This is a genomic window from Massilia paldalensis, from assembly GCF_044901715.1.
GTDB classification, from domain to species: domain Bacteria; phylum Pseudomonadota; class Gammaproteobacteria; order Burkholderiales; family Burkholderiaceae_D; genus Telluria; species Telluria paldalensis.
Genome location: NZ_JBJCIU010000003.1, coordinates 277,748 through 303,246 on the forward strand (window position 1 = coordinate 277,748; position 25,499 = coordinate 303,246).

General features: G+C 68.0%; 24 protein-coding genes. 9 read left to right on the top strand and 15 right to left on the bottom strand.

The features are described from left to right. Positions 1-3 precede the first annotated feature (3 nt). A complete protein-coding gene (locus ACI1V7_RS15935) occupies positions 4-339 on the bottom strand; it encodes an HAD family hydrolase (RefSeq protein WP_404532771.1) in 336 nt (111 codons plus the stop codon). 124 nt (positions 340-463) lie between these two features. Here ACI1V7_RS15935 and ACI1V7_RS15940 point away from each other — a divergent pair, with 124 nt between their 5' ends. Then, complete coding sequence (locus ACI1V7_RS15940; protein WP_404532772.1) at positions 464-1,390, top strand: LysR family transcriptional regulator; 927 nt, start codon at positions 464-466, stop codon at positions 1,388-1,390. 92 nt (positions 1,391-1,482) lie between these two features. On the opposite strand, the gene ACI1V7_RS15945 is transcribed toward ACI1V7_RS15940, so the two are convergent. The 4 genes from ACI1V7_RS15945 to gcl are packed head-to-tail and all read right to left on the bottom strand — an operon-like array spanning position 1,483 to position 5,903. Beyond that, complete coding sequence (locus ACI1V7_RS15945; protein WP_404532773.1) at positions 1,483-2,427, bottom strand: histone deacetylase family protein; 945 nt, start codon at positions 2,425-2,427, stop codon at positions 1,483-1,485. Positions 2,428-2,437: 10 nt separating this feature from the next. Then, complete coding sequence (locus tag ACI1V7_RS15950) at positions 2,438-3,343, bottom strand: 2-hydroxy-3-oxopropionate reductase (RefSeq protein ID WP_404532774.1); 906 nt, start codon at positions 3,341-3,343, stop codon at positions 2,438-2,440. Positions 3,344-3,361: 18 nt separating this feature from the next. Beyond that, positions 3,362-4,150, bottom strand: a complete 789-nt coding sequence (gene hyi, locus ACI1V7_RS15955; protein ID WP_404532775.1) for a hydroxypyruvate isomerase — start codon at positions 4,148-4,150, stop codon at positions 3,362-3,364. 10 nt (positions 4,151-4,160) lie between these two features. After that, the gene (gene gcl, locus ACI1V7_RS15960; RefSeq protein ID WP_404532776.1) at positions 4,161-5,903 is read right to left on the bottom strand and encodes a glyoxylate carboligase; all 1,743 of its coding nucleotides are present in this window, start codon (positions 5,901-5,903) and stop codon (positions 4,161-4,163) included. 142 nt (positions 5,904-6,045) lie between these two features. Between gcl and ACI1V7_RS15965 the strand changes: the two genes are divergently transcribed. Then, positions 6,046-6,960 carry a LysR family transcriptional regulator gene (locus ACI1V7_RS15965; RefSeq protein WP_404533419.1) on the top strand — a complete coding sequence of 305 codons (915 nt, stop codon included), beginning with the start codon at positions 6,046-6,048 and terminating at the stop codon, positions 6,958-6,960. A gap of 126 nt (positions 6,961-7,086) precedes the next feature. Here the strand turns inward: ACI1V7_RS15965 and frc are convergent, their stop codons facing one another. Together frc and ACI1V7_RS15975 are read right to left on the bottom strand one after the other, a co-directional pair. Continuing rightward, the gene (frc, locus tag ACI1V7_RS15970; protein ID WP_404532777.1) at positions 7,087-8,334 is read right to left on the bottom strand and encodes a formyl-CoA transferase; all 1,248 of its coding nucleotides are present in this window, start codon (positions 8,332-8,334) and stop codon (positions 7,087-7,089) included. A 123-nt stretch (positions 8,335-8,457) separates the two neighbouring features. Then, on the bottom strand, positions 8,458-9,513 hold the full coding sequence (locus tag ACI1V7_RS15975; RefSeq protein ID WP_404533420.1) for a substrate-binding domain-containing protein: 1,056 nt from the start codon (positions 9,511-9,513) through the stop codon (positions 8,458-8,460). Between the two features lie 114 nt (positions 9,514-9,627). Between ACI1V7_RS15975 and ACI1V7_RS15980 the strand changes: the two genes are divergently transcribed. From ACI1V7_RS15980 to ACI1V7_RS15995, 4 genes are read left to right on the top strand one after another with little or no spacing between them, the layout of a single operon-like run. After that, entirely contained in the window at positions 9,628-10,152 is a 525-nt protein-coding gene (locus ACI1V7_RS15980; protein ID WP_404532779.1) for a formate dehydrogenase subunit gamma, read from the top strand. After that, the gene (locus tag ACI1V7_RS15985; protein WP_404532781.1) at positions 10,149-11,708 is read left to right on the top strand and encodes a formate dehydrogenase beta subunit; all 1,560 of its coding nucleotides are present in this window, start codon (positions 10,149-10,151) and stop codon (positions 11,706-11,708) included. The genes ACI1V7_RS15980 and ACI1V7_RS15985 overlap by 4 nt, the downstream gene beginning before the upstream one ends. A 10-nt stretch (positions 11,709-11,718) precedes the next feature. Beyond that, positions 11,719-14,577, top strand: a complete 2,859-nt coding sequence (fdhF, locus tag ACI1V7_RS15990) for a formate dehydrogenase subunit alpha (RefSeq protein ID WP_404532782.1) — start codon at positions 11,719-11,721, stop codon at positions 14,575-14,577. Between the two features lie 10 nt (positions 14,578-14,587). Beyond that, on the top strand, positions 14,588-14,872 hold the full coding sequence (locus ACI1V7_RS15995) for a formate dehydrogenase subunit delta (protein ID WP_404532783.1): 285 nt from the start codon (positions 14,588-14,590) through the stop codon (positions 14,870-14,872). A gap of 15 nt (positions 14,873-14,887) precedes the next feature. Here the strand turns inward: ACI1V7_RS15995 and ACI1V7_RS16000 are convergent, their stop codons facing one another. Further along, positions 14,888-15,553 (bottom strand): NUDIX hydrolase, encoded by a 666-nt coding sequence (locus ACI1V7_RS16000; protein ID WP_404532784.1) that lies wholly within the window; start codon positions 15,551-15,553, stop codon positions 14,888-14,890. A 165-nt stretch (positions 15,554-15,718) separates the two neighbouring features. Here ACI1V7_RS16000 and ACI1V7_RS16005 point away from each other — a divergent pair, with 165 nt between their 5' ends. Then, positions 15,719-16,921 (top strand): hypothetical protein, encoded by a 1,203-nt coding sequence (locus tag ACI1V7_RS16005; protein ID WP_404532785.1) that lies wholly within the window; start codon positions 15,719-15,721, stop codon positions 16,919-16,921. Continuing rightward, positions 16,914-18,044: a DNA methyltransferase gene (locus ACI1V7_RS16010; RefSeq protein WP_404532786.1), complete on the top strand. Its 1,131-nt coding sequence runs from the start codon at positions 16,914-16,916 to the stop codon at positions 18,042-18,044. The genes ACI1V7_RS16005 and ACI1V7_RS16010 overlap by 8 nt, the downstream gene beginning before the upstream one ends. Before the next feature lie 13 nt (positions 18,045-18,057). Here the strand turns inward: ACI1V7_RS16010 and lipA are convergent, their stop codons facing one another. The 7 genes from lipA to ACI1V7_RS16045 all read right to left on the bottom strand — a co-directional run bounded on the left by lipA (position 18,058) and on the right by ACI1V7_RS16045 (position 24,198). Further along, a complete protein-coding gene (lipA, locus tag ACI1V7_RS16015; RefSeq protein ID WP_290414610.1) occupies positions 18,058-19,050 on the bottom strand; it encodes a lipoyl synthase in 993 nt (330 codons plus the stop codon). Between the two features lie 35 nt (positions 19,051-19,085). Then, complete coding sequence (gene lipB, locus ACI1V7_RS16020) at positions 19,086-19,808, bottom strand: lipoyl(octanoyl) transferase LipB (protein WP_404532787.1); 723 nt, start codon at positions 19,806-19,808, stop codon at positions 19,086-19,088. Positions 19,809-19,913: 105 nt separating this feature from the next. Then, on the bottom strand, positions 19,914-20,180 hold the full coding sequence (locus ACI1V7_RS16025) for a DUF493 family protein (protein WP_404532788.1): 267 nt from the start codon (positions 20,178-20,180) through the stop codon (positions 19,914-19,916). 189 nt (positions 20,181-20,369) lie between these two features. After that, complete coding sequence (locus ACI1V7_RS16030) at positions 20,370-22,658, bottom strand: DUF6600 domain-containing protein (protein ID WP_404532790.1); 2,289 nt, start codon at positions 22,656-22,658, stop codon at positions 20,370-20,372. A 149-nt stretch (positions 22,659-22,807) separates the two neighbouring features. Beyond that, positions 22,808-23,446 carry a LysE family transporter gene (locus ACI1V7_RS16035; RefSeq protein ID WP_404532791.1) on the bottom strand — a complete coding sequence of 213 codons (639 nt, stop codon included), beginning with the start codon at positions 23,444-23,446 and terminating at the stop codon, positions 22,808-22,810. A 96-nt stretch (positions 23,447-23,542) separates the two neighbouring features. Next, the gene (locus ACI1V7_RS16040; protein WP_290414615.1) at positions 23,543-23,827 is read right to left on the bottom strand and encodes an HU family DNA-binding protein; all 285 of its coding nucleotides are present in this window, start codon (positions 23,825-23,827) and stop codon (positions 23,543-23,545) included. Positions 23,828-23,970: 143 nt separating this feature from the next. Then, positions 23,971-24,198: a BrnA antitoxin family protein gene (locus tag ACI1V7_RS16045; protein WP_290414616.1), complete on the bottom strand. Its 228-nt coding sequence runs from the start codon at positions 24,196-24,198 to the stop codon at positions 23,971-23,973. Positions 24,199-24,425: 227 nt separating this feature from the next. Between ACI1V7_RS16045 and ACI1V7_RS16050 the strand changes: the two genes are divergently transcribed. Beyond that, entirely contained in the window at positions 24,426-25,361 is a 936-nt protein-coding gene (locus tag ACI1V7_RS16050; protein ID WP_404532792.1) for a DUF808 domain-containing protein, read from the top strand. The last annotated feature ends 138 nt before the right edge of the window (positions 25,362-25,499 follow it).

Sequence of the window (25,499 nt, forward strand, 5' to 3'; positions counted from 1 at the left end):
CGTTCAGACGCCGACCTGGTGCTGGCGCAGCGCGCGCCAGTCGATCGTGGCCGCCGGATCGCAGCCCGGCGCCGTCAATTGCGGCACGCAGCGTTCCTTGGCCGCGAGGATCGCGTCGACGAGGAACTCGGCGTCGTAGGCCTTGAGCAGGTGGGACTGGTGCTGCGCCAGGTAGTCGCGCACGCAGTCGCGTTCTCCGTCGGCGCAGGGCAGTTCGAAGGCCGCATCCCAGAACCAGTTCAGTCCCAGTTCGTGGAAGGCGGCGTTGTACGCGTTGCGGCGCAGCTGCGCATCGAATCCCGCATTGATGTCGTTACCGCTGTCGATCAAGGTCGTCATGGCACTTTCTCTCCGGTCGTGATGGTCAGGGGACTGCAAGACGATGGTAGGGGATTTAAAGGATTAGAAAAATTTAAAGTTTTTAGGGATAATCATTAGGGATCGCTGATACATCGGAGCCGTGATGAAGAACGCCACGCTGCGCCAGCTAAAAGTCTTCGAGGCAGTTGCTCGCCACCTCAGCTTCTCCCGCGCTGCAGCAGAACTGCACCTTACGCAGCCGGCCGTCTCGACCCAGATCCGCACGCTGGAAGGCCACGTGGGACTGGCGCTGTTCGAACAACTCGGAAAGAAGACCTACCTGACGCAGGCGGGCACGGAACTGCTGCAGTTCTCGCGCGCGATCATCCAGCAGTTCCATGAGGCCGACACGGCGATGGCGCAGCACCGCGGCATCGCGGGCGGCCAGCTGAACGTGGCCGTGATCAGCGCCGGCGACTATTTTTTCCCGCAGCTGATGGTGGCGTTCGCGCGCCGCCATCCGGGCGTGCAGCTGAACCTCACGGTACACAACCGCGAAGAGCTGCTCGGGCAGCTGGCCGAGAACCGCACCGACCTGGCCGTGATGGTGCGCCCGCCGCCCCAGGACGACATGCAGAGCGACGCCTTCGCGCCGCACCCCTACGTGATCGTGGCGGCGCCCGACCATGCGCTGGCGGGCCAGGCGCGCATCGGGATGGACGAACTGCTGCGGCATCCGTTCGTCGTGCGCGAGCACGGATCGGATACCTGGCAGTCGATGGAGGACGCGTTCGGCGCGCACATGGACCGCATGCGGGTCGCGATGGCGATCCGCAGCACGGAGACGATCAAGCAGGCCGTCATTGCCGGCATCGGCCTGGGCTTCCTGTCGGCGCACACGATCGGCCGCGAACTGGCGGACCGCAGCCTGGTCGTGCTGCCCGTGGAAGGCTTCCCGCTGATACTGAACTGGTACGTGGTGCACCGCCGCGAAAAGCGCCTGCCGCCGGTGGCGCGCGCGTTCCGCAGCTTTTTGATGGACGAGGGCGCCGAGCGCATCGCCGCGCTGATCCCATCGGCGCGGCTGTAGGGTGGAAGCGGCCTGCGCAGGCACCACATGCCCACCGGACGCCGACGTAACGCACGCATTCGGTGGGCACATGGTGCCCACCCTACCGGTTCCTAGTGCGCCATCAGTGCGCGCACATGGGCCGCGCAGCCGCCCGCCAGTCCCGCGCCGCTGTAGCCTCCCTCGAGGACCGACACGATCCGTCCGTCGCACACGTCGTCGGCAATGGCCATCACCTGCCGCGTGATCCAGTCGAAATCCTCGTCCTCCAGCGCCATCTGCGCGAGCGGATCGAGCCGGTGCGCATCGAAGCCGGCCGACACCAGGATCAGTTCCGGCGCGAAGCCGCGCAGCGCGGGCAGCAGCGTTTCCTCCACCCGCGCGCGGAACATGGCCGACCCGCAGCCGGGCGGCAGCGGCACGTTGACGATATTCCCGCTATCGCCCCGCTCGTGCGCCGCGCCGGTACCCGGATACAGGGGCGACTGGTGGCTGGAGCCGAAGAACAAGTGCGGGCGGTGATAGAAGGCGGCCTGGGTGCCGTTGCCGTGGTGGACGTCGAAATCGATCACGGCGACCCGCGCCAGGCCGTGCGCCGCCAGTGCATGCGCGGCGGCGATGGCGACCTGGTTGAAGATGCAGAAGCCCATCGCCTGCCCCGGCTCGGCGTGGTGGCCGCAGGGGCGCGTGGCGCAGAACACGTTGCGCGCCTCCCCCGCCATGACGGCATCCACGCCCGCGCAGGCGGCGCCCACGCAAGCCAGCACGGCGTCCCAGGAACCGGGCGACATCGCCGTGTCGCCGCCGTCCAGCAGCACCAGGCCGGGACCGCTCCCCGGCGCCGGCGCCAGCGCCTCGATCGCGTCCACGTAGTCCTCGTCGTGCACGAGCAGCAGCTGCGCGCGCGTGCCCATCGGCGCTTCGCGCCATGCCAGCCCCTCGAAGCCGGGGGCGCGCAGCGCCGCCAGTACCGTATGCAGGCGCTGCGGCGATTCGGGATGCAGGGTTCCCGGCCGGTGTCCGAAGCAGGCCGGGTGGGACAATACCAGCGTGCCCATGGCGCTCGCCTCACGCCGCCGAGTCCGCTGCGCCGGCCGCGATCGGGTGGTTGGACATGCGCTCGATGGCCTGGCACAGCGCGGAATGATCCAGTTGCGCGAGCCCATGCGCGGCGCAGGAGTTCATCAGCTCCTGGACGACGGCCGTATTCGGCAGCGACACCCCCAGGCTCTTCGCGCCCTGCAGCGCCAGGTTCAGGTCCTTCTGGTGCAGCGCAATGCGAAAGCCCGGCGCGAACGTGCGTTTGACCATGCGCTCGCCATGCACCTCGAGGATGCGCGACGCGGCAAAGCCGCCCATCAGGGCCTCGCGTACCCTGGCCGGGTCGGCGCCCGCCCTGGAGGCGAACAGCAAGGCCTCGGACACCGCCTGGATCGTCAGCGCGACGATGATCTGGTTCGCCACCTTGGCCGTCTGGCCGTCGCCGTTGCCGCCCACCAGCGTGATGTTCTTGCCCATCATGCGGAACAACGGCAGCACGCGCTCGAATGCTTCCGGCGATCCTCCCGCCATGATCGTCAGCGTCGCCGCCTTGGCGCCCACCTCGCCGCCCGACACGGGCGCATCGAGGTAGTCGCAGTCGCGCTTGTTGATCTTCCTGGCGAATTCCTTGGTCGCCAGCGGAGATATCGAACTCATGTCGACGACGACCTTGCCGGGACTGAGGGCGGCGGCGACGCCGTTCTCGCCGAACAGCACCGCTTCCACCTGCGGCGTGTCCGGCACCATCACGATGACGATGTCGGCGCGCTTGGCGACCTCGCCCGCATTCGTGCACACGGTGGCGCCGCCCTCCACCAGCGCCAGCGGCGGGTTCTTCACGTCGTGCAGGTACAGTTTGCAGCCCCCGGCCTGCAGGTGGCCGGCCATGGGGCCGCCCATGATGCCCAGTCCGATGAATCCTACTTTGGTCATGATGGTCTCCATTCGATGTCAGTGGGTGCTCGGGACGCCGTGCTGCGCCAGCCAGTCCAGGCCGTCGTAGGTCGTCGTGCGCGGCTTGTATTCGCAACCGATCCAGCCCGTGTAGCCCATGCGGTCCAGGCGGTCGAACAGGTAGCGGTAGTTGATCTCCCCGGTGCCGGGTTCGTTGCGCCCCGGGTTGTCGGCCACCTGGACGTGGCGGATCAGCGGCAGGTTGGCGGCCATGGTGGCGGCCAGTTCTCCCTCCATGCGCTGCATGTGATAGATGTCGTACTGCAGGAACAGGTTGTCCGATCCCGTCTCGGCGATCAGGTCCAGCGCCTGGCGCGTGCCGTGCAGGAAGAAGCCGGGGATGTCGAAGGTGTTGATCGGCTCGACCAGCAGGGCGATACCCTCGTCCTTCAGGCGGCGCGCGGCGAACGCCAGGTTCGCCACCAGCACGTCGTGCGCGCGCGCCCGCTCGACACCCTGCGGCACGATGCCGGCCAGGCAGTTCAGCTGCTTCACGCCGAGGGCCTGGGCATATGCGATCGCGCTCGCCACGCCCTGCTCGAACTCGCCGCGCCGTCCCGGGTGGCAGGCGATGCCGCGCTCGCCGCCGGCCCAGTCACCGGCCGGCAGGTTGTGCAGCACCAGTTGCAGGCGGTGGGTGTCGAGGCGCTCGGCGATCTGGGCGGCCGGGTAGGCGTAGGGGAACAGGAACTCGACGCCGGCGAAGCCCGCCTGCGCGGCCTTCTCGAAGCGGTCGAGGAAATCGAACTCGGTAAACAGCATCGTCAGGTTGGCGGCCAGTTTCATGTCCTCGTCCTCATTCCACGGTCAGCACGTCGTTGAATTCGTTGAGCGCGTCGATCTCGGTGCCCATCGCGATGTTCGTCACCCGCTCGAGGATCACCTCGACCACCACCGGCACGGCGTACTGGCGCATCAATTCGCGGGCACGCTCGAAGGCGGGCACGATGTCGTCCGGCCGGAACACGCGGATCGCCTTGCAGCCCAGCCCTTCGACGACGGCCACGTGGTCGACGCCGTAGCCTTCCAGCTCGGGGGCGTTGACGTTCTCGAACGACAGCTGCACGCAGTAGTCCATCTCGAAGTTGCGCTGCGCCTGGCGGATCAGGCCGAGGTAGGCGTTATTCACCAGCACGTGGATATAGGGCAGCTTGAACTGGGCGGCCACCGCGAGCTCCTCGATCAGGAACTGGAAGTCGTAGTCGCCGGAGATGGCGACGATGTCCGCGTCAGGATCGGCCACGCGCACGCCCAGGGCGGCGGGAATCGTCCAGCCCAGCGGGCCCGCCTGGCCGCAGTTGATCCAGTGGCGCGGATGGTGCACGTGCAGGAACTGCGCGGCGGCGATCTGGGACAGGCCGATCGACGCCACGTAGCGCACGTCGCGCCCGAAGTAGGCATCCATCTCGTGGTACACACGCAAGGGGTGGACGGGCACGCTGTCGTAGTCGCTGCGGCGCAGCAGCGTGCGCTTGCGCTCCTGGCAGGCATGCAGCCAGTCGCTCCGGTCGGCCAGGCGCCCGTCCGCCTTCCATTCGCGCGCCACTTCCACCAGCAGGGCCAGCGCCGCCTTGGCATCCGACACGATGCCGAAGTCCGGGCCGAACACCCTGCCGATCTGCGTGGGCTCGATGTCGATGTGGACGAAGGTGCGGTCCTTCGTGAATACGTCGACGCTGCCCGTGTGGCGGTTGGCCCAGCGGTTGCCGATGCCCAGCACGAAGTCCGACGCCAGCAGCGTCGCATTGCCGTAGCGGTGGCTCGTCTGCAGGCCCGCCATACCGGCCATCTGCGGATGGTCGTCGGGGATCGAACCCCATCCCATCAGCGTCGGGATCACGGGCACGCCGGTGAGTTCGGCGAATTCGACCAGCAGCGCGGACGCGTCGGCATTGATGATGCCGCCACCCGCCGTCAGCACGGGCCGGGCCGACTCGTTCATCATCCGCAGCGCCTTCTCGACCTGGGCGCGCGTCGCCGCCGGCTTGTAGGCCGGCAGCGGCGCATAGGTCTCGGCGTCGAACTCGATCTGCGCCAGCTGCACGTCCAGCGGCAGGTCGATCAGCACGGGGCCGGGACGGCTCGAGCGCATCAGGTGGAAGGCCTGCTGGAACACCTGCGGCACCAGCGCCGGTTCGCGCACGGTGACGGACCACTTGGTCACGGGCCGCGCGATCGACTCGATGTCGACGGCCTGGAAGTCTTCCTTGTACAGGCGGGCGCGCGGCGCCTGGCCCGTGATGCACAGGATCGGCACCGAGTCGGCATGCGCCGCGTACAAGCCCGTGATCATGTCGGTGCCGGCCGGGCCCGACGTGCCGATGCACACGCCGATGTTCCCGGCCGCGGCGCGCGTGAATCCTTCCGCCATGTGCGAGGCACCCTCGACGTGGCGCGCGAGGATGTGGCGGATGCTGTCGCGCTTGCGCAACGCGGCGTACAGCGGATTGATCGCCGCGCCGGGAACCCCGAACGCCACGTGCACGCCTTCCTTTTCCATCACCAGCACTGCTGCTTCTGCTGCGGTCATCTTGGCCATCATTCCTCCGGCGGGATGGTTGAGCGAATCGATGAGCCCATGCTAGGACGGGGCGGCGTGTTTGATAAGGCCACAAAAAATCCGTGTATTCGATACCTGGGGTATGGAATACTGGCAGCTCTACCGGGACGGGTTCCACGCCATGGACAAGATCAAGGAGATGACCGCCTTCGTCGACGCCGTCGACCAGGGCAGCCTGGCGCGCGCGGCGCTGGCCCAGCACGTCACGCCCGTGATGCTGGGGCGGCGCATCGATGCGCTGGAGCGCAGGCTGGGCGTCAAGCTGCTGCACCGGACCACGCGCCACCTGACGCTCACGGAGGCGGGAACACTGTTCCTGGAACATTGCCGCAAACTGTTGTCGGACCTGGACCTGGCCGAGACCATCGTCTCCGAAGGACGCGGCGAGGCGAGCGGCCACCTGATCGTGTCGGCACCGGCCGCGTTCGGGCGCCTGCACGTAGCGCCGCATGCGCCGCCGTTCCTGGCCGCGCATCCGAAGGTGCGCATCTCGTTCAACCTCACCGACCAGGTCGTGGACCTGGTGCGTGAAGGCTACGAGCTGGGTATCCGCATCGGCGGTGCGCTCGATCCCAGTTCCGTCGCCGTGCGCCTCGCGTCGAACCGCCGCGTGGTGTGTGGCACGCCGGCCTACTTCGCGCGCTGCGGCGTCCCGCGCACGCTGGACGACCTGGCGCAGCACAACTGCCTCGCCTTCAACCTGCAGGGCGGACAGCAGCGCGGCTGGTATTTCCAGAAGGACGGCAAGCCCGTCACCATCAAGGTCGGCGGCAACCTCGATTGCAACGACGGCGAACTCCTGCACCGCTGGGTGAGCGAGGGCCTGGGCCTGGCATGGCGTTCGACCTGGGAGATCCAGGCGCAATTGGCGGCAGGGGAATTGATGACGGTGCTGGACGACTACGCGCTGCCCGACTACGACATCATGGCCGTCTACATGCAGCAGCGGCACCTGCCGGCACGCGTGCGCGCCTTCATCGACACCCTGAAGGCGACGTATGCGCAGCCGGGGTACTGGACGCGGCCGGTGCGCTAGGGTCTATCTACCTGGATTTTCCGTTGGCAGGGAGACCGTCGCCCCTGCGAAGGCAGGGGTCCAAGTTCGCTGCGTCACTGCGCATGCAACATTGGATCCCGGCCTTCGCCGGGACGACGGGTAGCGTCAGATCACCCGCTCGGCACGCAACGCCGCGATCTGCAGCGGCGTGTAGCCCAGCTGGGACAGCACTTCGTCCGTGTGCTCGCCCAGCAAGGGCGAACGGCGCACCTCGGTCGGGCTGTCGGACAGCTTGATCGGATTGCCCACCGTGAGGTAGCTGCCGCGCTCGGGATGCTCGACCTCGACGATGGTGCCGGTGGCGCGCAGCGACGGCTCCTCGGCGATCTCCTTCATCGACAGGATCGGGCCGCAGGGAATGTCGTAGCGGTTCAGGATGTCCATCACCTCGAACTTGGTGTGCTGCTTCGTCCACTCCTCGACGGTGGCGAAGATCTCCATCAGGCGCGGCAGGCGCGCGCGCGGCGTGGCGAAGTCCGGGTGCGTGATCCACTCCTCGCGCCCGATCACCTTGCAGATCGCCGGCCACACGGCGGCCTGCGCGATGAAATAGATGTAGGCATTGGGATCGTCTTCCCATCCGCGGCACTTGAGGATCCAGCCCGGCTGGCCGCCGCCGGACGCATTGCCGGCGCGCGGCACGGACGTGCCGAAGCTGCCTTCCGGGTATTGCGGATATTCCTCCATCACGCCCGTGCGTTCGAGGCGCTGCTGGTCGCGCAGCTTGACGCGGCACAGGTTCAGCACGGCGTCCTGCATCGCCGTCAGCACGCGCTGGCCGCGGCCCGTGGCCGTGCGCTGGTACAGCGCGGTGACGATGCCCAGGGCGAGATGCAGGCCGCTGCCGCTGTCGCCGATCTGGGCGCCCGTCACCACGGGCGGGCCGTCGTCGAAGCCGGTGGTGGACGCCGAGCCGCCCGTGCATTGCGCGACGTTCTCGTACACCTTGCAGTGCTCGTAGGGGCCGGGGCCGAAACCCTTCACGGAGGCGACGATCATGCGGGGATTGAGCTGCTGGATGCGCTCCCAGGTGAAGCCCATGCGGTCCAGCGCGCCCGGCGCGAAGTTCTCGACCAGCACGTCGCAGTCGCGGATCAGCGTCTCCAGCACGCCCTTGCCGGCCGGGTGCTTGGCGTCGAGCGTGATCGAGCGTTTATTGTGGTTGAGCATCGTGAAATACAGGCTGTCCACGCCGGGGATGTCGCGCAACTGGGCGCGCGTGGCGTCGCCTTCTCCGGCACGCTCGACCTTGATGACATCAGCGCCGAACCAGGCCAGCAGCTGGGTACACGTGGGTCCCGACTGGACGTGGGTGAAATCGAGAACGCGAACGCCTTCCAGTGCCTTGCTCATGCCCGTCTCCTCGGATGTTATATGCGTACTCGGCAGCGGGGCGCGCCGGTGCCGGGCCATCTTATCGAAACACTCACGAATCACCACTTGACCGCGATCAAGATTTACAAAAAGTGGATCGGATCAGAACAGGGTTTCCAGCGCGCCGGAGGCGCTGCCGTCGTAGCCGGGCAAGCCGTCCAGCACGGTGCGGAAGGCGGGGCTTTCCAGCGCCGCGCGCACGGCCGCCAGCAGCGGCGTGGCCAGGGCCGTCTTGTCGCAAGCGAGGAAATAGCGTTCGCGGCAGACGGGGATGAAATCGAGGTCGAAGCGCCGCGCCGCCGTCTCGACGCCGAAGCTGACGTCGGCCATGCCGCTCGCCACATAGGCAGCCACCGCCGCATGCGTGAATTCCGCGCTGTCGAAGCCGGCGATGCGGGACGGGTCGAGGGCGCGGTCGGCCAGCAGCAGCTCCAGCAGCACGCGGGTGCCGGAACCATGCTGGCGGTTGACGAAGCGCAGGTCGGGACGCACGAGGTCGTCCAGCCCCGTTACCCCCTTCGGATTGCCCCTGGCGACGAACAGCCCCTGCTGGCGGTAGGCCAGGTGCAGGAAAGCATGGCGCGCCGGGTCCAGCCACTGGCGATGCGCGGCGACGGCGGCCGGTTCGAACTGGCCGACGGGCAGGTGGAAGCCGGCCAGGTCGCACTCGCCCCTGGCCAGCGCCGCCACGGCTTCCGTGCTGCTGCGGTACTTGATGTCCACCGTGACGCCGCCCTCGCCCAGCTGGGTGACGAGGGCCGCCACCGCGAAGCCGTGCGAGGCGGTCAGGCGCAGCACCTGGGCATCGGCGGCCAGCACGCGCGCCAGTTCCTGCTGCAGTTCGGACGCCAGGCTGTCCAGCAGGGGACTCAGGCGTGCGCTGATGCGGCGGTCGGCCCAGATCAGTTTTTCCGCCAGCGGCGACAGCAGCGTGCCCTGCCCGCGCACCTTGTGCACGAGGCGCGCGCCGAACTGGGCGCCGAACTGCTCCAGCAAGCCCCAGGCGTGGCGGTAGGACATGCCGCAGGCCGCCGCGGCCTTGCTGATGCTGCCGGTCTCGCTCACGGCCGTCAGCAGGGCCAGCAGCGCAGGCAGGGCGACGGGCGTGCCATGGGCATCGCGCAGGATCCAGTCGGGGCGGATGTCGACCTTCAGCATATGCAAATCATTTCCTATTGATTCAACATTTTGCGGGTGCTAGGCTGGATTTATAACACCAAACCAGGCCGGCATATGTTTGACCGAACATGAGCGGGCTTCAAAGGAGACACGATGAACGCACAGCCTGCCCCCGCCGCCGGCGGTTTCACCATCGATATCACCCGTCACCTCGCCGCCATCCTCGACGAGCACGACACGCGCCAGGACCGGCTGCTGCCCGTGCTGCACGCGCTGCAGGACCGCATCGGCTTCGTCCCGCCCGATGCCGTGCCGGCCATCGCCGCGCACTTCAACCTGTCGCGCGCCGAAGTCCACGGCGTGATCACGTTCTACCACCATTTCAGGAGCAGTCCGCCGGCGCGCTGCACGGTGCAGGTATGCCGCGCCGAAGCCTGCCAGAGCATGGGCGCCGACGGCCTGCTGGCACACGCGCAGCAGGCGCTCGGTTGCGGCCTGCACGAACACAGCGCGGACGGCGCCTTCGCGCTGGAGCCCGTGTACTGCCTGGGCCTGTGCGCCAGCTCGCCGGCATTGACCATCGACGGCGTGCCGTTCGCCCGCGTGACGCCGACGCGCTTCGACCGCCTGGTCGCGGACGCCGTCTCCCAACCGACCCAAGCCGTGGAGGCCGCATGAGCACGCGCATCTACGTTCCCTGCGATTCCGCCGCGCTGGCAGTCGGTGCCGACGACGTCGCCGCCGCGGTGGCAACCGAAGCGGCACGGCGCGGCCTCGACGTCGAGATCGTCCGCAACGGCACGCGCGGCCTGCTGTGGCTGGAGCCGCTCGTCGAGATCGACACGCCGGCCGGCCGCATCGGCTTCGGCCCCCTCGATGCCGCCGACGTGCCCGCCCTGTTCGACGCGGGCTTCCATACGGGCGTGGGCGACCATCCGCTATGCCTGGGCCTCGTCGACGACATTCCCTACCTGGCGCGCCAGCAGCGCCTGACGTTTTCCCGCATCGGCATCACCGACCCGCTGTCGCTGGACCACTACGAAGCCCACGGGGGCTTCCGCGGCCTGCGCAACGCCCTGCTGATGGCGCCGTCCGAGATCGTGGCGGCCGTGACCAGCTCCGGCCTGCGCGGACGCGGCGGCGCCGCCTTCCCCACGGGGATCAAGTGGAACACGGTGCTCAAGGCCCCGGGCACGGAAAAATACGTCGTCTGCAATGCCGACGAAGGCGATTCCGGCACCTTCGCCGACCGCATCGTGATGGAGAGCGACCCGTACATGCTGGTCGAGGGCATGACGATCGCCGGCATCGCCGTGGGCGCCACGCGCGGCTACATCTACGTGCGCAGCGAATACCCGCATGCGATCACGCGCCTGGAAGCGGCCATCGAACGGGCGCGCGCAGCCGGCTTCCTGGGCCGCAGCCTGCTCAGCACGGGCCGCACCTTCGAGCTCGAAGTGCGCAAGGGCGCCGGCGCCTACATCTGCGGCGAGGAGACGGCGCTGCTGGAAAGCCTGGAAGGCAAGCGCGGCATCGTGCGCGCCAAGCCGCCGCTGCCGGCGCTGACCGGCCTGTTCGGCAAGCCCACCGTGATCAACAACGTGCTGTCGCTGGCCGCCGTGCCCCTGATCCTCGACAAGGGAGCCCAGTACTACCAGGACTACGGCATGGGACGCTCGCGCGGCACGCTGCCCGTGCAGCTGGCCGGGAACATCAAGCACGGCGGCCTGATTGAGCTGGCGTTCGGCGTCACGCTGCGCGAGATCCTGTTCGACTATGGCGGCGGCAGCGCCTCGGGCCGTCCGATCAAGGCCGTGCAGGTGGGCGGTCCGCTCGGCGCCTACCTGCCGGAATCGCAGTGGGACACGCCGCTCGACTACGAAGCGTTCGCCGCGCTGTGGGCCGTGCTGGGCCACGGCGGCATCGTCGTGCACGACGACAGCGCCGACCTGTCCGCGCTGGCGCGCTACGCGATGGCATTCTGCGCCGTCGAATCCTGCGGCAAGTGCACGCCCTGCCGCATCGGGTCCACGCGCGGCGTCGAAGTCATCGACAAGATCCGCGCCGGCCACCAGCGCGCGCAACAGGTCGTGCTGCTGCGCGACCTGTGCGACACGATGCTGAACGGTTCGCTGTGTGCGATGGGCGGCATGACGCCCTACCCGGTCCTGTCCGCGCTGAACCACTTCCCCCAAGATTTCGGCCAGCCTGGCGCAGACCAGCAAGCCGCCTGAGGAGACGACGATGATCGAAACCATACTGACCCGCGACCTGGGCACGCCGCCGCCCGCCTTCGTGGAAGCCGCCACCGAATTCGTCACGCTCACCATCGACGACCGCCAGGTAACCGTCCCACTGGGCACCTCAGTGATGCGCGCCGCCGCCCTCTCGGACATCAACATCCCGAAGCTGTGCGCCACGGACAGCCTGGAACCGTTCGGCTCCTGCCGCCTGTGCCTCGTCGAGATCGAGGGCCGGCGCGGCTATCCCGCCTCCTGCACGACGCCGGCCGAGCAGGGCATGGTCGTGCGCACCCAATCGCCCAAGCTGCAGCAGCTGCGCAAGGGTGTCATGGAACTGTACATCTCCGACCACCCGCTCGACTGCCTGACCTGCCCGGCAAACGGCAACTGCGAGCTGCAGGACATGGCCGGCGTGACGGGCCTGCGCGAAGTACGCTACGGCTACGAGGGCGAGAACCACCTGAAGCTCGCGAAGGACGAATCGAATCCCTACTTCACCTTCGATTCCTCGAAGTGCATCGTATGCAACCGCTGCGTGCGCGCCTGCGAGGAAACCCAGGGCACGTTCGCGCTGACGATCTCCGGACGGGGGTTCGATTCCCGCGTCTCGGCCGGGCAGAACGAACCGTTCATGGAATCGGAATGTGTGTCCTGCGGCGCCTGCGTGCAGGCCTGCCCCACCGCCACGCTGCAGGAAAAGACCGTCATCATGCTGGGCCAGGCCGAGCACAAGGTGACGACCACCTGCGCCTATTGCGGCGTCGGCTGCTCGCTGACGGCGGAAATGAAGGGCAGCGAAGTCGTGCGCATGGTGCCCGCCAAGGACGGCAAGGCCAACGAAGGCCATGCGTGCGTGAAGGGCCGCTTCGCCTGGGGCTATGCCACGCACAAGGACCGCATCCTGAAACCCATGATCCGCGCGAAGATCACGGACCCGTGGAAGGAAGTGAGCTGGGACGAGGCGCTCGACTACGCCGCGTCCGAGTTCAAGCGCATCCAGGCAAAATATGGCGTCGATGCCATCGGCGGCATCGTCTCCTCGCGCTGCACCAACGAGGAAGGCTACCTGGTGCAGAAGCTCGTGCGCGCCGCGTTCGGCAACAACAACGTCGACACCTGCGCCCGCGTGTGCCACTCGCCCACCGGCTACGGCCTGAAGCAGACGCTGGGCGAATCGGCCGGCACGCAGAGCTTCAAGTCGATCGAGCATTGTGACGTGGTGATGGTCATCGGCGCCAACCCGACCGACGGCCATCCCGTGTTCGGTTCGCGCATGAAGAAGCGGCTGCGCCAGGGCGCGAAGCTGATCGTCGTGGACCCGCGCCGCATCGACCTGATCAAGTCGCCGCACGTGCGCGCCGACGTCCACCTGCAGCTGCGGCCCGGCACCAACGTGGCGCTGCTGTCCGCCCTGGCCCACGTGGTCGTCACGGAAGGCTTGCTGGCGGAGGATTTCATCGCCGAACGCTGCGAGGAGCGCGCGTTTGCGCAATGGCGCGATTTCGTCGCGCGGCCGGAACAATCACCGGAAGCGACCGAGGACGTCACCGGCGTACCGGCGCAGCTGGTGCGCGCAGCGGCGCGCCTGTATGCGACGGGCGGCAATGCCGCGATCTTCTACGGCCTGGGCGTCACGGAACATGCACAGGGCTCCACGGCCGTGATGGCCATCGCCAACCTGGCGATGGCGACGGGGAACGTGGGGCGCGAGGGCGTGGGCGTGAATCCGCTGCGCGGCCAGAACAACGTGCAGGGCTCGTGCGACATCGGTTCCTTCCCGCACGAGCTGCCGGGCTACCGCCACGTGTCCGACGGCACCGTGCGCGGCCTGTTCGAGCAGGCCTGGGGCGTACCGCTGCAGGCGGAACCGGGGCTGCGCATCCCGAACATGTTCGAGGCCGCGCTGGACGGCAGCTTCCTGGGCCTGTACTGCCAGGGCGAGGACATCGTGCAGTCCGACCCGAACACGCAGCACGTGACGGCCGCGCTGCAGGCGATGGAATGCGTGGTCGTGCAGGACATCTTCCTGAACGAGACGGCCAAGTTCGCCCACGTGCTGCTGCCCGGTTCCTCGTTCCTGGAAAAGGACGGCACGTTCACGAATGCCGAGCGGCGCATCTCGCGCGTGCGCAAGGTGATGCCGCCGCGCGCCGGCTACGCCGACTGGGAAGTGACGGTGGCCCTGTCGAACCGCCTGGGCTACCCGATGCACTACACGCATCCGTCGCAGATCATGGACGAGATCGCGCGCTTGACGCCTACCTTCGCCGGCGTCAGCTACAAGCGGCTCGATGAACTGGGCAGCATCCAGTGGCCCTGCAACGACGCGGCGCCGGAAGGCACGCCGACGATGCACATCGACGCCTTCGTGCGCGGCAAGGGCCGCTTCATCATCACGCAATACGTGGGCACGTCGGAAAAGGTCACGCGCAAATATCCGCTGATCCTGACCACGGGCCGCATCCTGTCGCAGTACAACGTGGGGGCGCAGACGCGGCGCACGGAAAACGTGCGCTGGCATGCGGAAGACCGCCTGGAGATCCATCCGCACGATGCGCAGGAGCGTGGCATCAAGGAAGACGACTGGGTCGGCATCGAGAGCCGGGCCGGCGCCACCGTACTGCGCGCGCTCGTCACGGAGCGGATGCAGCCGGGCGTCGTCTACACGACCTTCCACTTCCCGGAATCGGGCGCCAACGTGATCACGACGGAAAATTCCGACTGGGCCACCAACTGCCCCGAGTACAAGGTGACGGCCGTGCAGGTGATGCCCGTCCAGCAGCCGTCCGAATGGCAGCAGCAGTACCGGCGCTTCAACGACACCCAGCTGCAGCTGGCCGATGCCAACGTCACGGCGTGAAAGGACGACGATGAATATCGACCACCTGGTCACCATGGCGAACCAGATCGGCACCTTCTTCGCCTCCTTCCCGGACCGCGAGGAAGCGCATGCGGGCATCGCCACCCACCTGGAACGCTACTGGGCGCCGCGCATGCGCGTGAAGCTGTACGAGCACGTGGACAGCACGCGCGGGCTCGGGCTCGATCCGATCGTGCTGTCGGCGATCGCCGTGCAGCGCGGCAGGGCGACCTTGCCCGTCGTGGAAAACACGTCGGTGCCGAAGGACGAGGACACGGGAGGCGACGCGGGATGAGCGCCCCGCGCGCCCCTACAATCCCCGTTCGATCAGCGTGAGCCGGTCGCGCAGGGCCGGCTTCAGGCGGTACAGCTGTGCCGGCCGGTGCGCGGCGCCGCTGGAAAACATGCCTTCGACCGGCTCCAGCATGTCCATCTCCGTGATCTTGCGCCGGAAGCTCACCTTGTTGAGGGGCTCGCCCATCAGCGCTTCATACACGCGTTGCAGTTGCGGCAGGGTGAACGTGTCGCCGGCGAGATGGCAGGGCAAGGACGAGTACTGGCTCTTGCTGCGCAAGCGTGCGACGGCCGCATCGACGATCTGGCGATGGTCGAACGGCAGGTCGAGCCGCTCGTCGACACTGGCGAGCTTCAGGTCCGCGGTGACGGCGCCTTCGACGACGTCGAACGGCACCAGGGCGTAGTACACGATCGAGACCGACCAGCCGCGCGGATCGCGGGCAGGGCCGGAAAACGTCGCCAGCTGTTCCAGGTAAGGCGGCACGATCGCCGTCTTCTCGCGCAGCACGCGCAGTGCCGCACTCCGGGTATTCGCGTCCTCTGCCGGGTGGATGAAGCCGCCCGGCAGGGCGGCGACCCCTTCGAACGGCGCGCGCTCGCGCTTGTGCAATGCCACCTTGAGCACGCCATCCTGCAGGGTCAACAGCACCAGGTCGACAGTACAAATCACTTGTTGCATGCACACTTCCAAAAAACTTAGTATCACGATGATTCTAAGCTGGATTACCGCAAACGGCTAGAAAACTCCTCATGAAAGCCTTCTTTCGCACGTTATGAGCTACTTAGTTGCATCTCTAAACTAAGTAGCATACACTGCGGCCATGGCCAACAAGGAGAGCCCGCCATGGAAACCAGCTCGCATCCCCGTACCAGTATCCCGATGCCCACCCCAGCGACAGGTGGGCGCGACAAGGCTGTCATCCCGATCCGGCCGATGTCCGGCGCTATCGCCGCGCGCCTGATCGCCGCGCCGGTCCTGGCGAAACTGCCGGTCGCGGTGCCGACGGTGGCGTTGCGGGCGCCTGATCCGCTGGACGAGACGCGCTGGCACCACCACGTCATCGGCGGCCGTCCCTACCGGATTGCGCAGCCGGTGACGTTCACGCCGTACGCATCGGCCATGCCCTGCTCGGCGCGCTGCCGTTTCTGCTCGGAGACGCTGCTCGAAACGGTAGCGCCGCGCCCCGCCAGCGCGCTGCGTCCCGGCGCCGGCTACTTCGACCAGCTGCGCGACGCGCTGCGGCAACTGGCCGGCGTGCCGATGTCCTACTCGCTGTCCGGACTGGAGACGACGGACGACCCGGACTGGATGTGCCGCATGCTCGATCTCCTCGAGCGCCATGCCGAGGTATCGCCCGTGCACAACCGCGTGCTGTACACGAACGGCGCGGGGCTGGCGCACCCCGCGCACGGCCGGGCGCTGGTCGATCGGTTCGTGGACTTCGGCCTCGACTGGGTGGAGCTGTCGCGCCACCATCCCGACGCCTCCGTCAACCAGTCGATCATGCGCTTCCGCCCGGGCGTGGCCGTCCAGTACGGCGAACGGTTTTCCGGCATGCTGGAGGACCTCGTGGCGCGCCTGCCGGTGAAGCTGGTGTGCATCGTGCAGGAAGGCGGCATTTCGACCGCGCAAGACGTCATGCGCTACCTGGCCTGGGCCGCCGACCTTGGCGTCGCATCCGTCGTGTTCAGGGAATTCTCCCAGCTGGACGATGGCTACCGCGACAACGTGACGTCCCGCTATATCGCGTCGACGCGCGTGCCGATGGCCGACCTGCTGGGCAGCTGCCTGGACCGGCCCGATTTCCTGGACCGGTTCGCGTTCGAGCAGGTCACCGAAGGGTATTATTTCTGGAACGTCGTCGGACGCCACGGCAGCATGCGCGTGACGTTCGAAGCGTCGGACTATGCGCGCATGCACGCGCAACACGGCTCAGGCGACGTGTACAAGCTGGTGTTCCATGCCAACGGCAACCTGTGCGCCGACTGGAATCCGGAGCGGCACGTGCTGTTCGCGGCCGCGCGGCAGGAGGCCCGCCATGGATGACAACAGCTGGCTGATGCTGCCGCGCCAGGATCCGGCGTTCATGCTGCCGCCCGACCTGGCACGCCACGATCCCCTCGGCGCGCGCGATTGCGGCTGGGTCGAACAGATGCGCCCCTTCATTCGCCAGTTCTGCCCGGCCGGCGGGCTCGTGATCGATCCCTTCTGCGGTTTCGGCACGACCCTGCTGGCGGCCCACCTCGAAGGGCGCCGCGGCATGGGCGTGGAACTGGAACCGGACCGGGCGCGGATCGCCGGCGAGCGCATGCAGCGGGCTGGCGCCCGCGAGCAGGCCGTGACGACCGGCGACATCCTCGCGGTCGCCCCGGCGCTGCCCATGGCCGACCTGATCCTGACCAACATCCCGTATTTCGGATGCCGCTGGCAACGCGAGGACGAGCGTCCGTCCCAGCTCTACGGGACGGAGACGTACGGGGCTTTCCTCGACCGGATGGACCTCGTCTTCAAGGCGCTGAAGGCGCGGCTGCGGGAAGGCGGCTTCCTGATCGTGATGGCGGAGAACCTGCGCATCGGGGAGCACTTCGTCCCGATGGCCTGGGATGTCGGCCGCATCCTGTCCGAGCGCTACGACCTGGTGGACGAGCGCATCCTGCTGTACGAGCGCCCCGCACAGGCCATGGAGGGCGGCGCCGTGCGCAACAACCGCGCCCACGAAGTTGCGCTCATCGCGCAGCACCATGCGCGGCCGATCGACCTGGACGCCACCCGGGACTGCATCCGGGCCTTGGCCAGCGCGGTGGACGAGGTCATCGTGTATGGCAGCTTCGCCCGCTGGCTGGGCGGCGAAGACCTCGCGCGCCTGTCCTCGGATGCCGACCTGCTCGTGCCGAATGACGTGGACGTGATCGCGCGCGTGGTCGACTGGCTGCAGGCCCGGGGGTTCCAGGTGACGCGCTGGGGCGCGCCGGCGAGCAGCGAGGCGCTGGCGGTCGCCGCCCGGCAGGCCCACTACCTGCGGGCCAGGCGGCTCGGGGCCGACGGGCGCCTGTGCCTGATCGACGTCTGCTTCGAGGATGCGGTACTGGATTACGCACGTGCCGCCGCGATGGCGGACACCATCGGCGGCGTGCGTGTGCTGCCGTCAGGCAGGGAGATGGTCCCGTGACGGGACCCGTGATTCAGGCGGCGACGCCCGCCTCGTGCGCCTGCTGGTCGGCGTGGTACGAAGAACGCACCATCGCGCCCACGGCCGCGTGCACGAAGCCCATTTCGTAGGCTTTCTCCTCGAACATCTTGAAGGTGTCCGGGTGCACGTAGCGGCGCACCGGCAGGTGCGAGTTCGACGGGGCCAGGTACTGGCCGATGGTCAGCATGTCGATGTCGTGCGCGCGCATGTCGCGCATGACTTCCAGGATCTCTTCGTCGGTCTCGCCCAGGCCGACCATCAGGCCGGACTTGGTGACGGCGTTCGGGTACTTGGCCTTGAAGTCGCGCAGCAGCACCAGCGAGTGCTGGTAGTCGGCGCCCGGGCGCGCTTCCTTGTACAGGCGCGGCACGGTTTCCAGGTTGTGGTTCATCACGTCCGGCAAGCCGTCGGCGAAGATGTTCAGCGCCTTTTCCAGGCGGCCGCGGAAGTCCGGCACCAGCACTTCGATCTTGGTGTTCGGCGACAGCGCACGGGTCTTCTGGATGCACTCGACGAAGTGGCCGGCGCCGCCGTCGCGCAGGTCGTCGCGGTCCACCGAGGTGATCACGACGTAGGACAGGCGCAGGTCGGCGATGGTCTTGGCCAGGTTGCCCGGCTCGTTGACGTCGAGCGGGTCCGGGCGGCCGTGGCCGACGTCGCAGAACGGGCAGCGGCGGGTGCACTTGTCGCCCATGATCATGAAGGTCGCGGTGCCCTTGCCGAAGCATTCGCCGATGTTCGGGCAGCTGGCTTCCTCGCACACGGTCACCAGGTTGTTGGCGCGCAGGATGTCCTTGATCTCGTAGAAGCGCGACGAGGCGGTGGCGGCCTTCACGCGGATCCAGTCCGGTTTCTTGAGGCGCTCATGCTGCTCGATCGGCACGATCTTGATCGGGATGCGCGACGTCTTGCTGGCGCCCTTCTGCTTTTCGCTGGCGTTGTAGGCTGCTGCTGCGGCGGTGCCGGTATCGATTTCGGAAGTCATATGGCTCTCTGCCCCGGTGGGCTTCAGTTGGGCTATCAGTTTGCGTCGATCGTTGCGGGCCGGGCCTCGGCCGGCGCCGTCGAAAGATGGTGGACCAGCGCGCGCGCCAGCGCCTGCTGGACGTCGGCCAGCGGCGCTTCCACGCCCATGGTGCGCATGTCCACCGTGGCCAGCCCGGAATAGCCGCACGGGTTGATCCACGTGAAAGGAGACAGGTCCATCGCCACGTTCAGCGATACGCCGTGGTAGGTGCAGCCGTTGCCGCGCACCTTCAGGCCCAGCGCGGCGATCTTGGCGCCTGCATGGCCGCGGGACTGCGGTCCCTTGGCGATATAGATGCCGGGTGCGCCTTCGACGCGTTCACCCGCAAGATTATACGCCGCCAGCACGTCGATGACCGCCTGCTCGATCTTGTTCACGAACTGGCGCGCGTACAGCTTGCCGCCCGGCTTGTTGCGGCGCAGGTCCATCAACAGGTAGATCACGACCTGGCCGGGGCCGTGGTACGTGACCTCGCCGCCGCGGTCGGTCTGCACGACGGGCACGGCATGGGCCGGCACGCCTGGACCGGACAGCAGATGGCCGCGGTCGGCGCCCAGGCCCAGCGTGAAGACCGGCGGATGCTCGACGATCCACAGTTCGTCGGGCGTGTCGGGGGTGCGCGCATCGGTGAAGGCGCGCATCTCGGCGAAGACGGGTTCGTAGTCGGCGCGGCCAAGCTCGCGGATGACCGGAGCGGCGGGACGGTTCGCTTGCATGAGGTATGGTCGGGGGCTGGTGTGCCCCGTCATTATAAGCCAGCCTGATGGCCGGCGCTGCAAGGCCCCCGGCGGGCGGAGGCTTGCAAGCCCTGGATACAACGTTTACAGGACGATCTTGACCATCGGGTGGCCCGACAGTTCGCGGTAAATGTTGTCGAGCTGCTCACGGCTGGTGGCACGCACGGTCAGTGTCAGGCCGATGTAGTTGCCATTCGACGAAGGACGCATCTCGACCTTGCCGGCGTGGAAACTCGGATCGTGGGCAACCACCACGTCGACGATGGTGGCGGCGAACTCGTCGTGCGTCGCGCCCATCACCTTAATCGGGAAGTCGCTGGGGTATTCGATGAGGGATTCTTTCCGGTCCATGGCCGCTCCTGTGTCAAAAATGCATTGTTAAGCCCGGCCCACATGGGCGAGGCCGATATTATCCTGCAAACGACGTAGGGTGAGCACCCCTGTCCACCTGAAACGCCGGCATGCCGCCACGGTTCCAGGTGGGCAGGCGATGCCCACCCTACGCATTCTTGCATCCATATGGGAACGTTTTCCCCGGTTTCAACGTTCCTGCTGGTGCCGGCCCCGGTTGTCCGTGTGGGCATGGCCCTCTTCACCGCGGCGGGCCTGCGGCGCCGGTGCCGGGGCCGGCGGCGGACCCGGACGTGCCGCTGGTGCCGGCGCCGCTGCAGGCGCGGGCGCCGGCGCGGACGGCGCAGGCGGCGCAACGCGCGCCGGGCCGCCGAAGTCGCCGCGGTGCGGACGGTCGGGACGCGGGTCGGGTCGCACATCGGGACGCGGGTCGGGTCGCACATCGGGACGCGGGTCGGGTCGCACATCGGGCCTCGATTCCGGCCGCTCGAACCGCGGCACCGGCTGCGCGGCCTGCTGCTGCGGCGGCGCCATGGCCGCCACGGGCGCCATCGGCGGCGCCGTCTGGATCGAGGCCGGACGGTTGCGGCGCAGCTCGTCCATGCGTTCGCCGCGGTCGCCACGTTCACCACGGTTGAACCGGTCCGGGCGGCCGTCGCCGTCGGCGTCGCGGCGCCAGCCCGGGCGGTTCTGCCACTGTTCCGGCACGCCCTGCTGCGGCGTCGGATTGATGCCGTTCAGCGGCTGCGGGCCACCGGGCGGCAGGGGCTGCGGCGACTGGCGCGGCGGCGGGCTGGTGATCGTCAGCGGCTGCGGCGGCTGGTGCGGCGTGGGGCTGACGATGCCCTGCGGGCGCACCGGCGTGGCCGGCGCCACCAGGCCCGGCGCGGGCGCCGCGGCGCCGACCTGGGCGACCTGGCCCGGACGCGGGCGGCCGACGAACCCGTCGCGGCCATCGAAGCCATCGCGGTCGTTGCTGCTGGTTTCGATGACGCCGCGGCCGCGCCGCGGTTCGCGCCCCCAGTCGCCGCGCTGCGGCCGGGCGTCGGCCTGCGCATCCGGTCGCGCATCGGGACGGAAATCGGGCCGCATGCCGGGACGGAAATTGGGACGTCCGTCGGGACGCCCGTCCGGACGCGAAGGCCGCAGCGGCCGGTTCGGCGGCGCCGGCGGGGCGCCGGCCGGGGCGTTGTGCACGAGCGTCGGCGGCACGGTGGCGATCGGCGCGCGCGGCACATTGACGCGGCCCGGACGGCCGAACTGCTCGCGCGGCACGACGGTCAGGCCGGGCGGGCGGTAGTCGCGCGGACGGCGCGGATCGGGGCGCACGTGCGCATTCCACCATGCCGTGCGCGCGGCCGAGGCGCGCCAGCTCGGCACGAAGCGGTCGTGCGGCGTGAGCGGATACCAGCCCGAGGCCGGACGGCGGTTGCGGTCGCGGAACACGACGTCCCAGCCGGCGCCGCCGACCCAGCCGACCAGCGCCGGCGCCCACACGGGACGCTCGTGGCGCGGTCCGGGTCGTCCCGGCGCCCAGGCCCAGCGGTTGCGCACCTGCACCCAGCGGCCGTAGTGGAACGGCGCATAGCCCCATGGCGCATTGTCGACCCAGGTCCAGCCCCAGGGATCGAGCCAGGTCCAGCTGCCGTCGCGGTACGGCACCCAGGTCGAGGCCACGGTCGGCGTCCACAGGGGACCGTAGTCCTCGCTGGTGCTCCAGCTGCCATAGCGGTCTAGGTCTTCGTAGCCCGTCATCTCGGGGGTGACGTAGCGCGCCGACGCCGCATTGTCCTGCAGGCGGTCGCGCGCCGCGGCCCAGTCGTCGAAGCCGTCGCGCACGGCGGCCAGCGTGCGCACGTCGATGTCGCCCAGTTCGGCGCGGCGGCCCGCGCGCACCGTCAGCTGCGCACCGCCCGCCTCGACCAGGGCGGCGCCGTCGAACACGGTCACGAAGCTGGTGTCGCGCACGCGCTCGGCGTCCACGCGCAGGCGGCCAGGCTGGTCCAGGCGGACGCGCGCCTGCGGCGTCTCCAGCTCGAAGCCCTGCAGGACGTCAGGATTGACCACGCGGATGCTGGCGCTGCCGTAGTGCAGGCGCAGGCGCATGGTGAAGTCGTCGAGCTGCAGCACCTCGAGCGAGGAATCGCCGTCCAGGCGGATCGAGGTCGAGCCCACCTGCACCTCGGTGCGCCCGCTGGCCGCCGTGGTCAGCAGGCTGCCCGTGGTGACGGGCCAGTTGATCTGGGCGGCGGACAGTTCGGCGCCGACGTCGCCGCCGACGTTCACCTGGCCCTGGATGACGGCCAGGCGGCCTACGCGCGCCGGCGGCTCGCCATTGGCGGATGCGTCGATCGTCTCGGCGTAGTCGTCGGAAGCGCTCGATACGATCGACTGGGCCGTAACGGGTGCGACGGCCAGGGCCGACAAGGTGGCGAGGGCCAGCAGCGTCGCCGCTTTCCGGATGGGGTGGTGGGGCATCGTTCTCTCCAGTCTCCGCACGTTGTGGTCGTGGGTGTTGTATGGACGCAGGCCGTCTACCTGATTACAACGCACGAGCGTGTGTACAGACTACACGCGTTACAAACCGTTGCGAAATACGGGAGAGCGGATACGCGCGGCCGGGTGCGTCAGGCCGCATGCCCGCGCTTGACGAAGAAGAGCAGGCTGCCCATCACCATCAGCACGGCGCCGAAGAAACGGTTCTGGATTTTCACGGCGCGCACGTCGCGGAACCAGCGCTGCATCGACGACGCCAGGAAGGCATAGCCGTGCATGACGGTGGTGTCGATGGTGACCATGGTCGCGCCCAGGATGGCGAGCTGCGGCAGCACGGGCGCATCCTTCGAGATGAATTGCGGCAGCACGGCGACCATGAAGATGATGCCCTTGGGGTTGGTGGCGTTGGTGAGGAAGCCGGTCATCACGCGCCGTCCGAACGACGGGTGCGCGGCCATGCCCGAGGTCGACACGCTGGGGCCTTCCGCCTTGGCGCGCCACTGGCCGATGCCGAGCCAGATCAGGTACAGGGCGCCGATGGTCTTGACGACCGTGAAGGCCAGCTCCGACGCCATCAGGAGGGAACCGACGCCGGCGCCGGCGATCACCAGCACGAGGATCAGGCCCAGTTGCAGTCCCAGCACGGTGGCGCTGGCTTTCTTCAATCCATAGGCCAGGCCGTGCGACATCGACAGCACGGCGCCCGAGCCGGGCGAGATGGCGATCAGGATGCCGGCGATGACGAAGCCGATCCAGGTAGCGAAAGTCATGCTGGCAGGGGAATAAGGAATTCGGGGAAAGGAAAATGCGGGCATGGCACGCAGCACCCGGCAACGCCGGTGGCTGCGGCCAGCCGCAGGAACTGCTTACTTCTTCTTCGGATTGACGGCGCCCTTCAGGGTCGCGCCGGCAGCGAAGCGCGGCGTCTTCGACGCAGCGATCTTGATCACTTCGCCGGTTGCCGGGTTGCGGCCCTTGCGAGCAGCGCGCTTGGTGACCGAGAACGTGCCGAAGCCGGTGATGCCGACCGTGTCGCCTTTTTTCAGGCGCTCGGTGATGATGTCGATGATGGTGTTCACTGCATCGTTCGCAGCGGCGCCCGACATCTCGGTACGCTTCGCAAATTCAGCGATCAGTTCGCCTTTTTTCATAAATCCTCCGGGTTGAAAGAGCCGGAAGATTAGCATAATTAATTGCCACATGTAATCCAAATACAAGGCCCGGCGCGCCGTAGGCCCTGTACTGGCGGGGTTTGTGCGATCTGGCCGCCGCCGCCCTCCCTATCCGCAGGGTGTCAGGCCGCCGACGGCACCGTTTCCGCGCCGCCCAGGCGCAGGCGCAGGGCGGCATTGATCAGGGTCTGGTAGCCGGTGCCGGTGCGTTCCGCGCGCGAACGGAACTCGTCCAGCACTTCGTCGTCGAGGTAGATCGTGATGCGGGTCTTGCGTTTCGGCGGACGCGCGCGGCGGCGCGGCGCGGTCGGCAGGTCGAACTTGGCGAGGTCGGCGATGTTGCTGGACATGGGCATCTCTCCTTCAGGGATGGGAAAGGCTGCTGTACCGCAGCCGATGTTGGCAATATACGTATGCGCGCACGCTCCTGCCCGCGAAAAGCGACGGGATGCAGTTTTCCGGGGTTGAAACGCAAATAAGAGGAATGAGCAGCCCCGGGCGCGCCCGAAGCGTGTGCAGCGGCGGGCGCCGCCTCGGTTAAGATGTGATCAACTTGATATTTGTTTAGGAGTAGTACATGGCTGCAGGAAGCTTGCTCGCGCTGATCGACGATATCGCCAGCGTCCTCGACGACGTCGCCCTGATGAGCAAGGTGGCCGCCAAGAAGACGGCCGGCGTGCTCGGCGACGACCTGGCGCTGAACGCCCAGCAGGTGACGGGTGTGAACGCCGATCGCGAATTGCCCGTCGTCTGGTCCGTGGCCAAGGGCTCGCTGCGCAACAAGGCGATCCTGGTGCCGGCGGCGCTGGCCATTTCCGCCTTCCTGCCGCAGGCCATCACGCCCCTGCTGATGATCGGCGGCGCCTACCTGTGCTTCGAGGGCTTCGAGAAGCTGGCGCACAAATTCCTGCACAGCGAGGCGGAAGATGCCGCCCACGAGGAGGAACTCGCGACCGCGCTGGCCGCCGGCAGCGACATGCGCGCGGTGGAGCAGGACAAGATCAAGGGCGCCGTGCGCACCGACTTCATCCTGTCGGCCGAGATCATCGTGATCGCGCTGGGCGTGGTCAACGAGCAAAACACCTCGTTCGGCGCCCAGGTCGCCGCCCTCGTCGCGGTGGCGATCGCGATGACGGTCGGCGTGTACGGCATCGTCGCCCTGATCGTCAAGATCGATGACGCCGGCCTGTACCTGAGCAGGAAAGCCAACGGCTTCGCCCAGGGTGTCGGCCGCATGCTGCTGGCGGCGGCGCCGCGCCTGATGAAAACCCTGTCGGTGGTGGGCACGGCGGCCATGTTCATGGTCGGCGGCGGCATCATCGGCCATGCGGTCGAACCGCTGCACCACCTGGCGGAAAGCGCGGCGCACGCGGTGGCCGGCGTGCCCGTCGTCGGGGGCCTGCTGGCGGCCGTGGCGCCGACCGTCGTCGATGCCGTGGCCGGCGTCGTCATCGGCGCCGTCGTGCTGGCCGTGGTCACGCTGGTACAACGGCTGCGCGGACGCAAGGGCTGATTGACGTAGGGTGGGCACTACGTGCCCACCAGATGTGCGCGTCACATCAGCGCTCGGTGGGCACATAGTGCCCACCCTACCCTGCTATAAGTAATATCCACAACGCTCGATCCAAGTTGGGGATCGCGCACCTGGCCG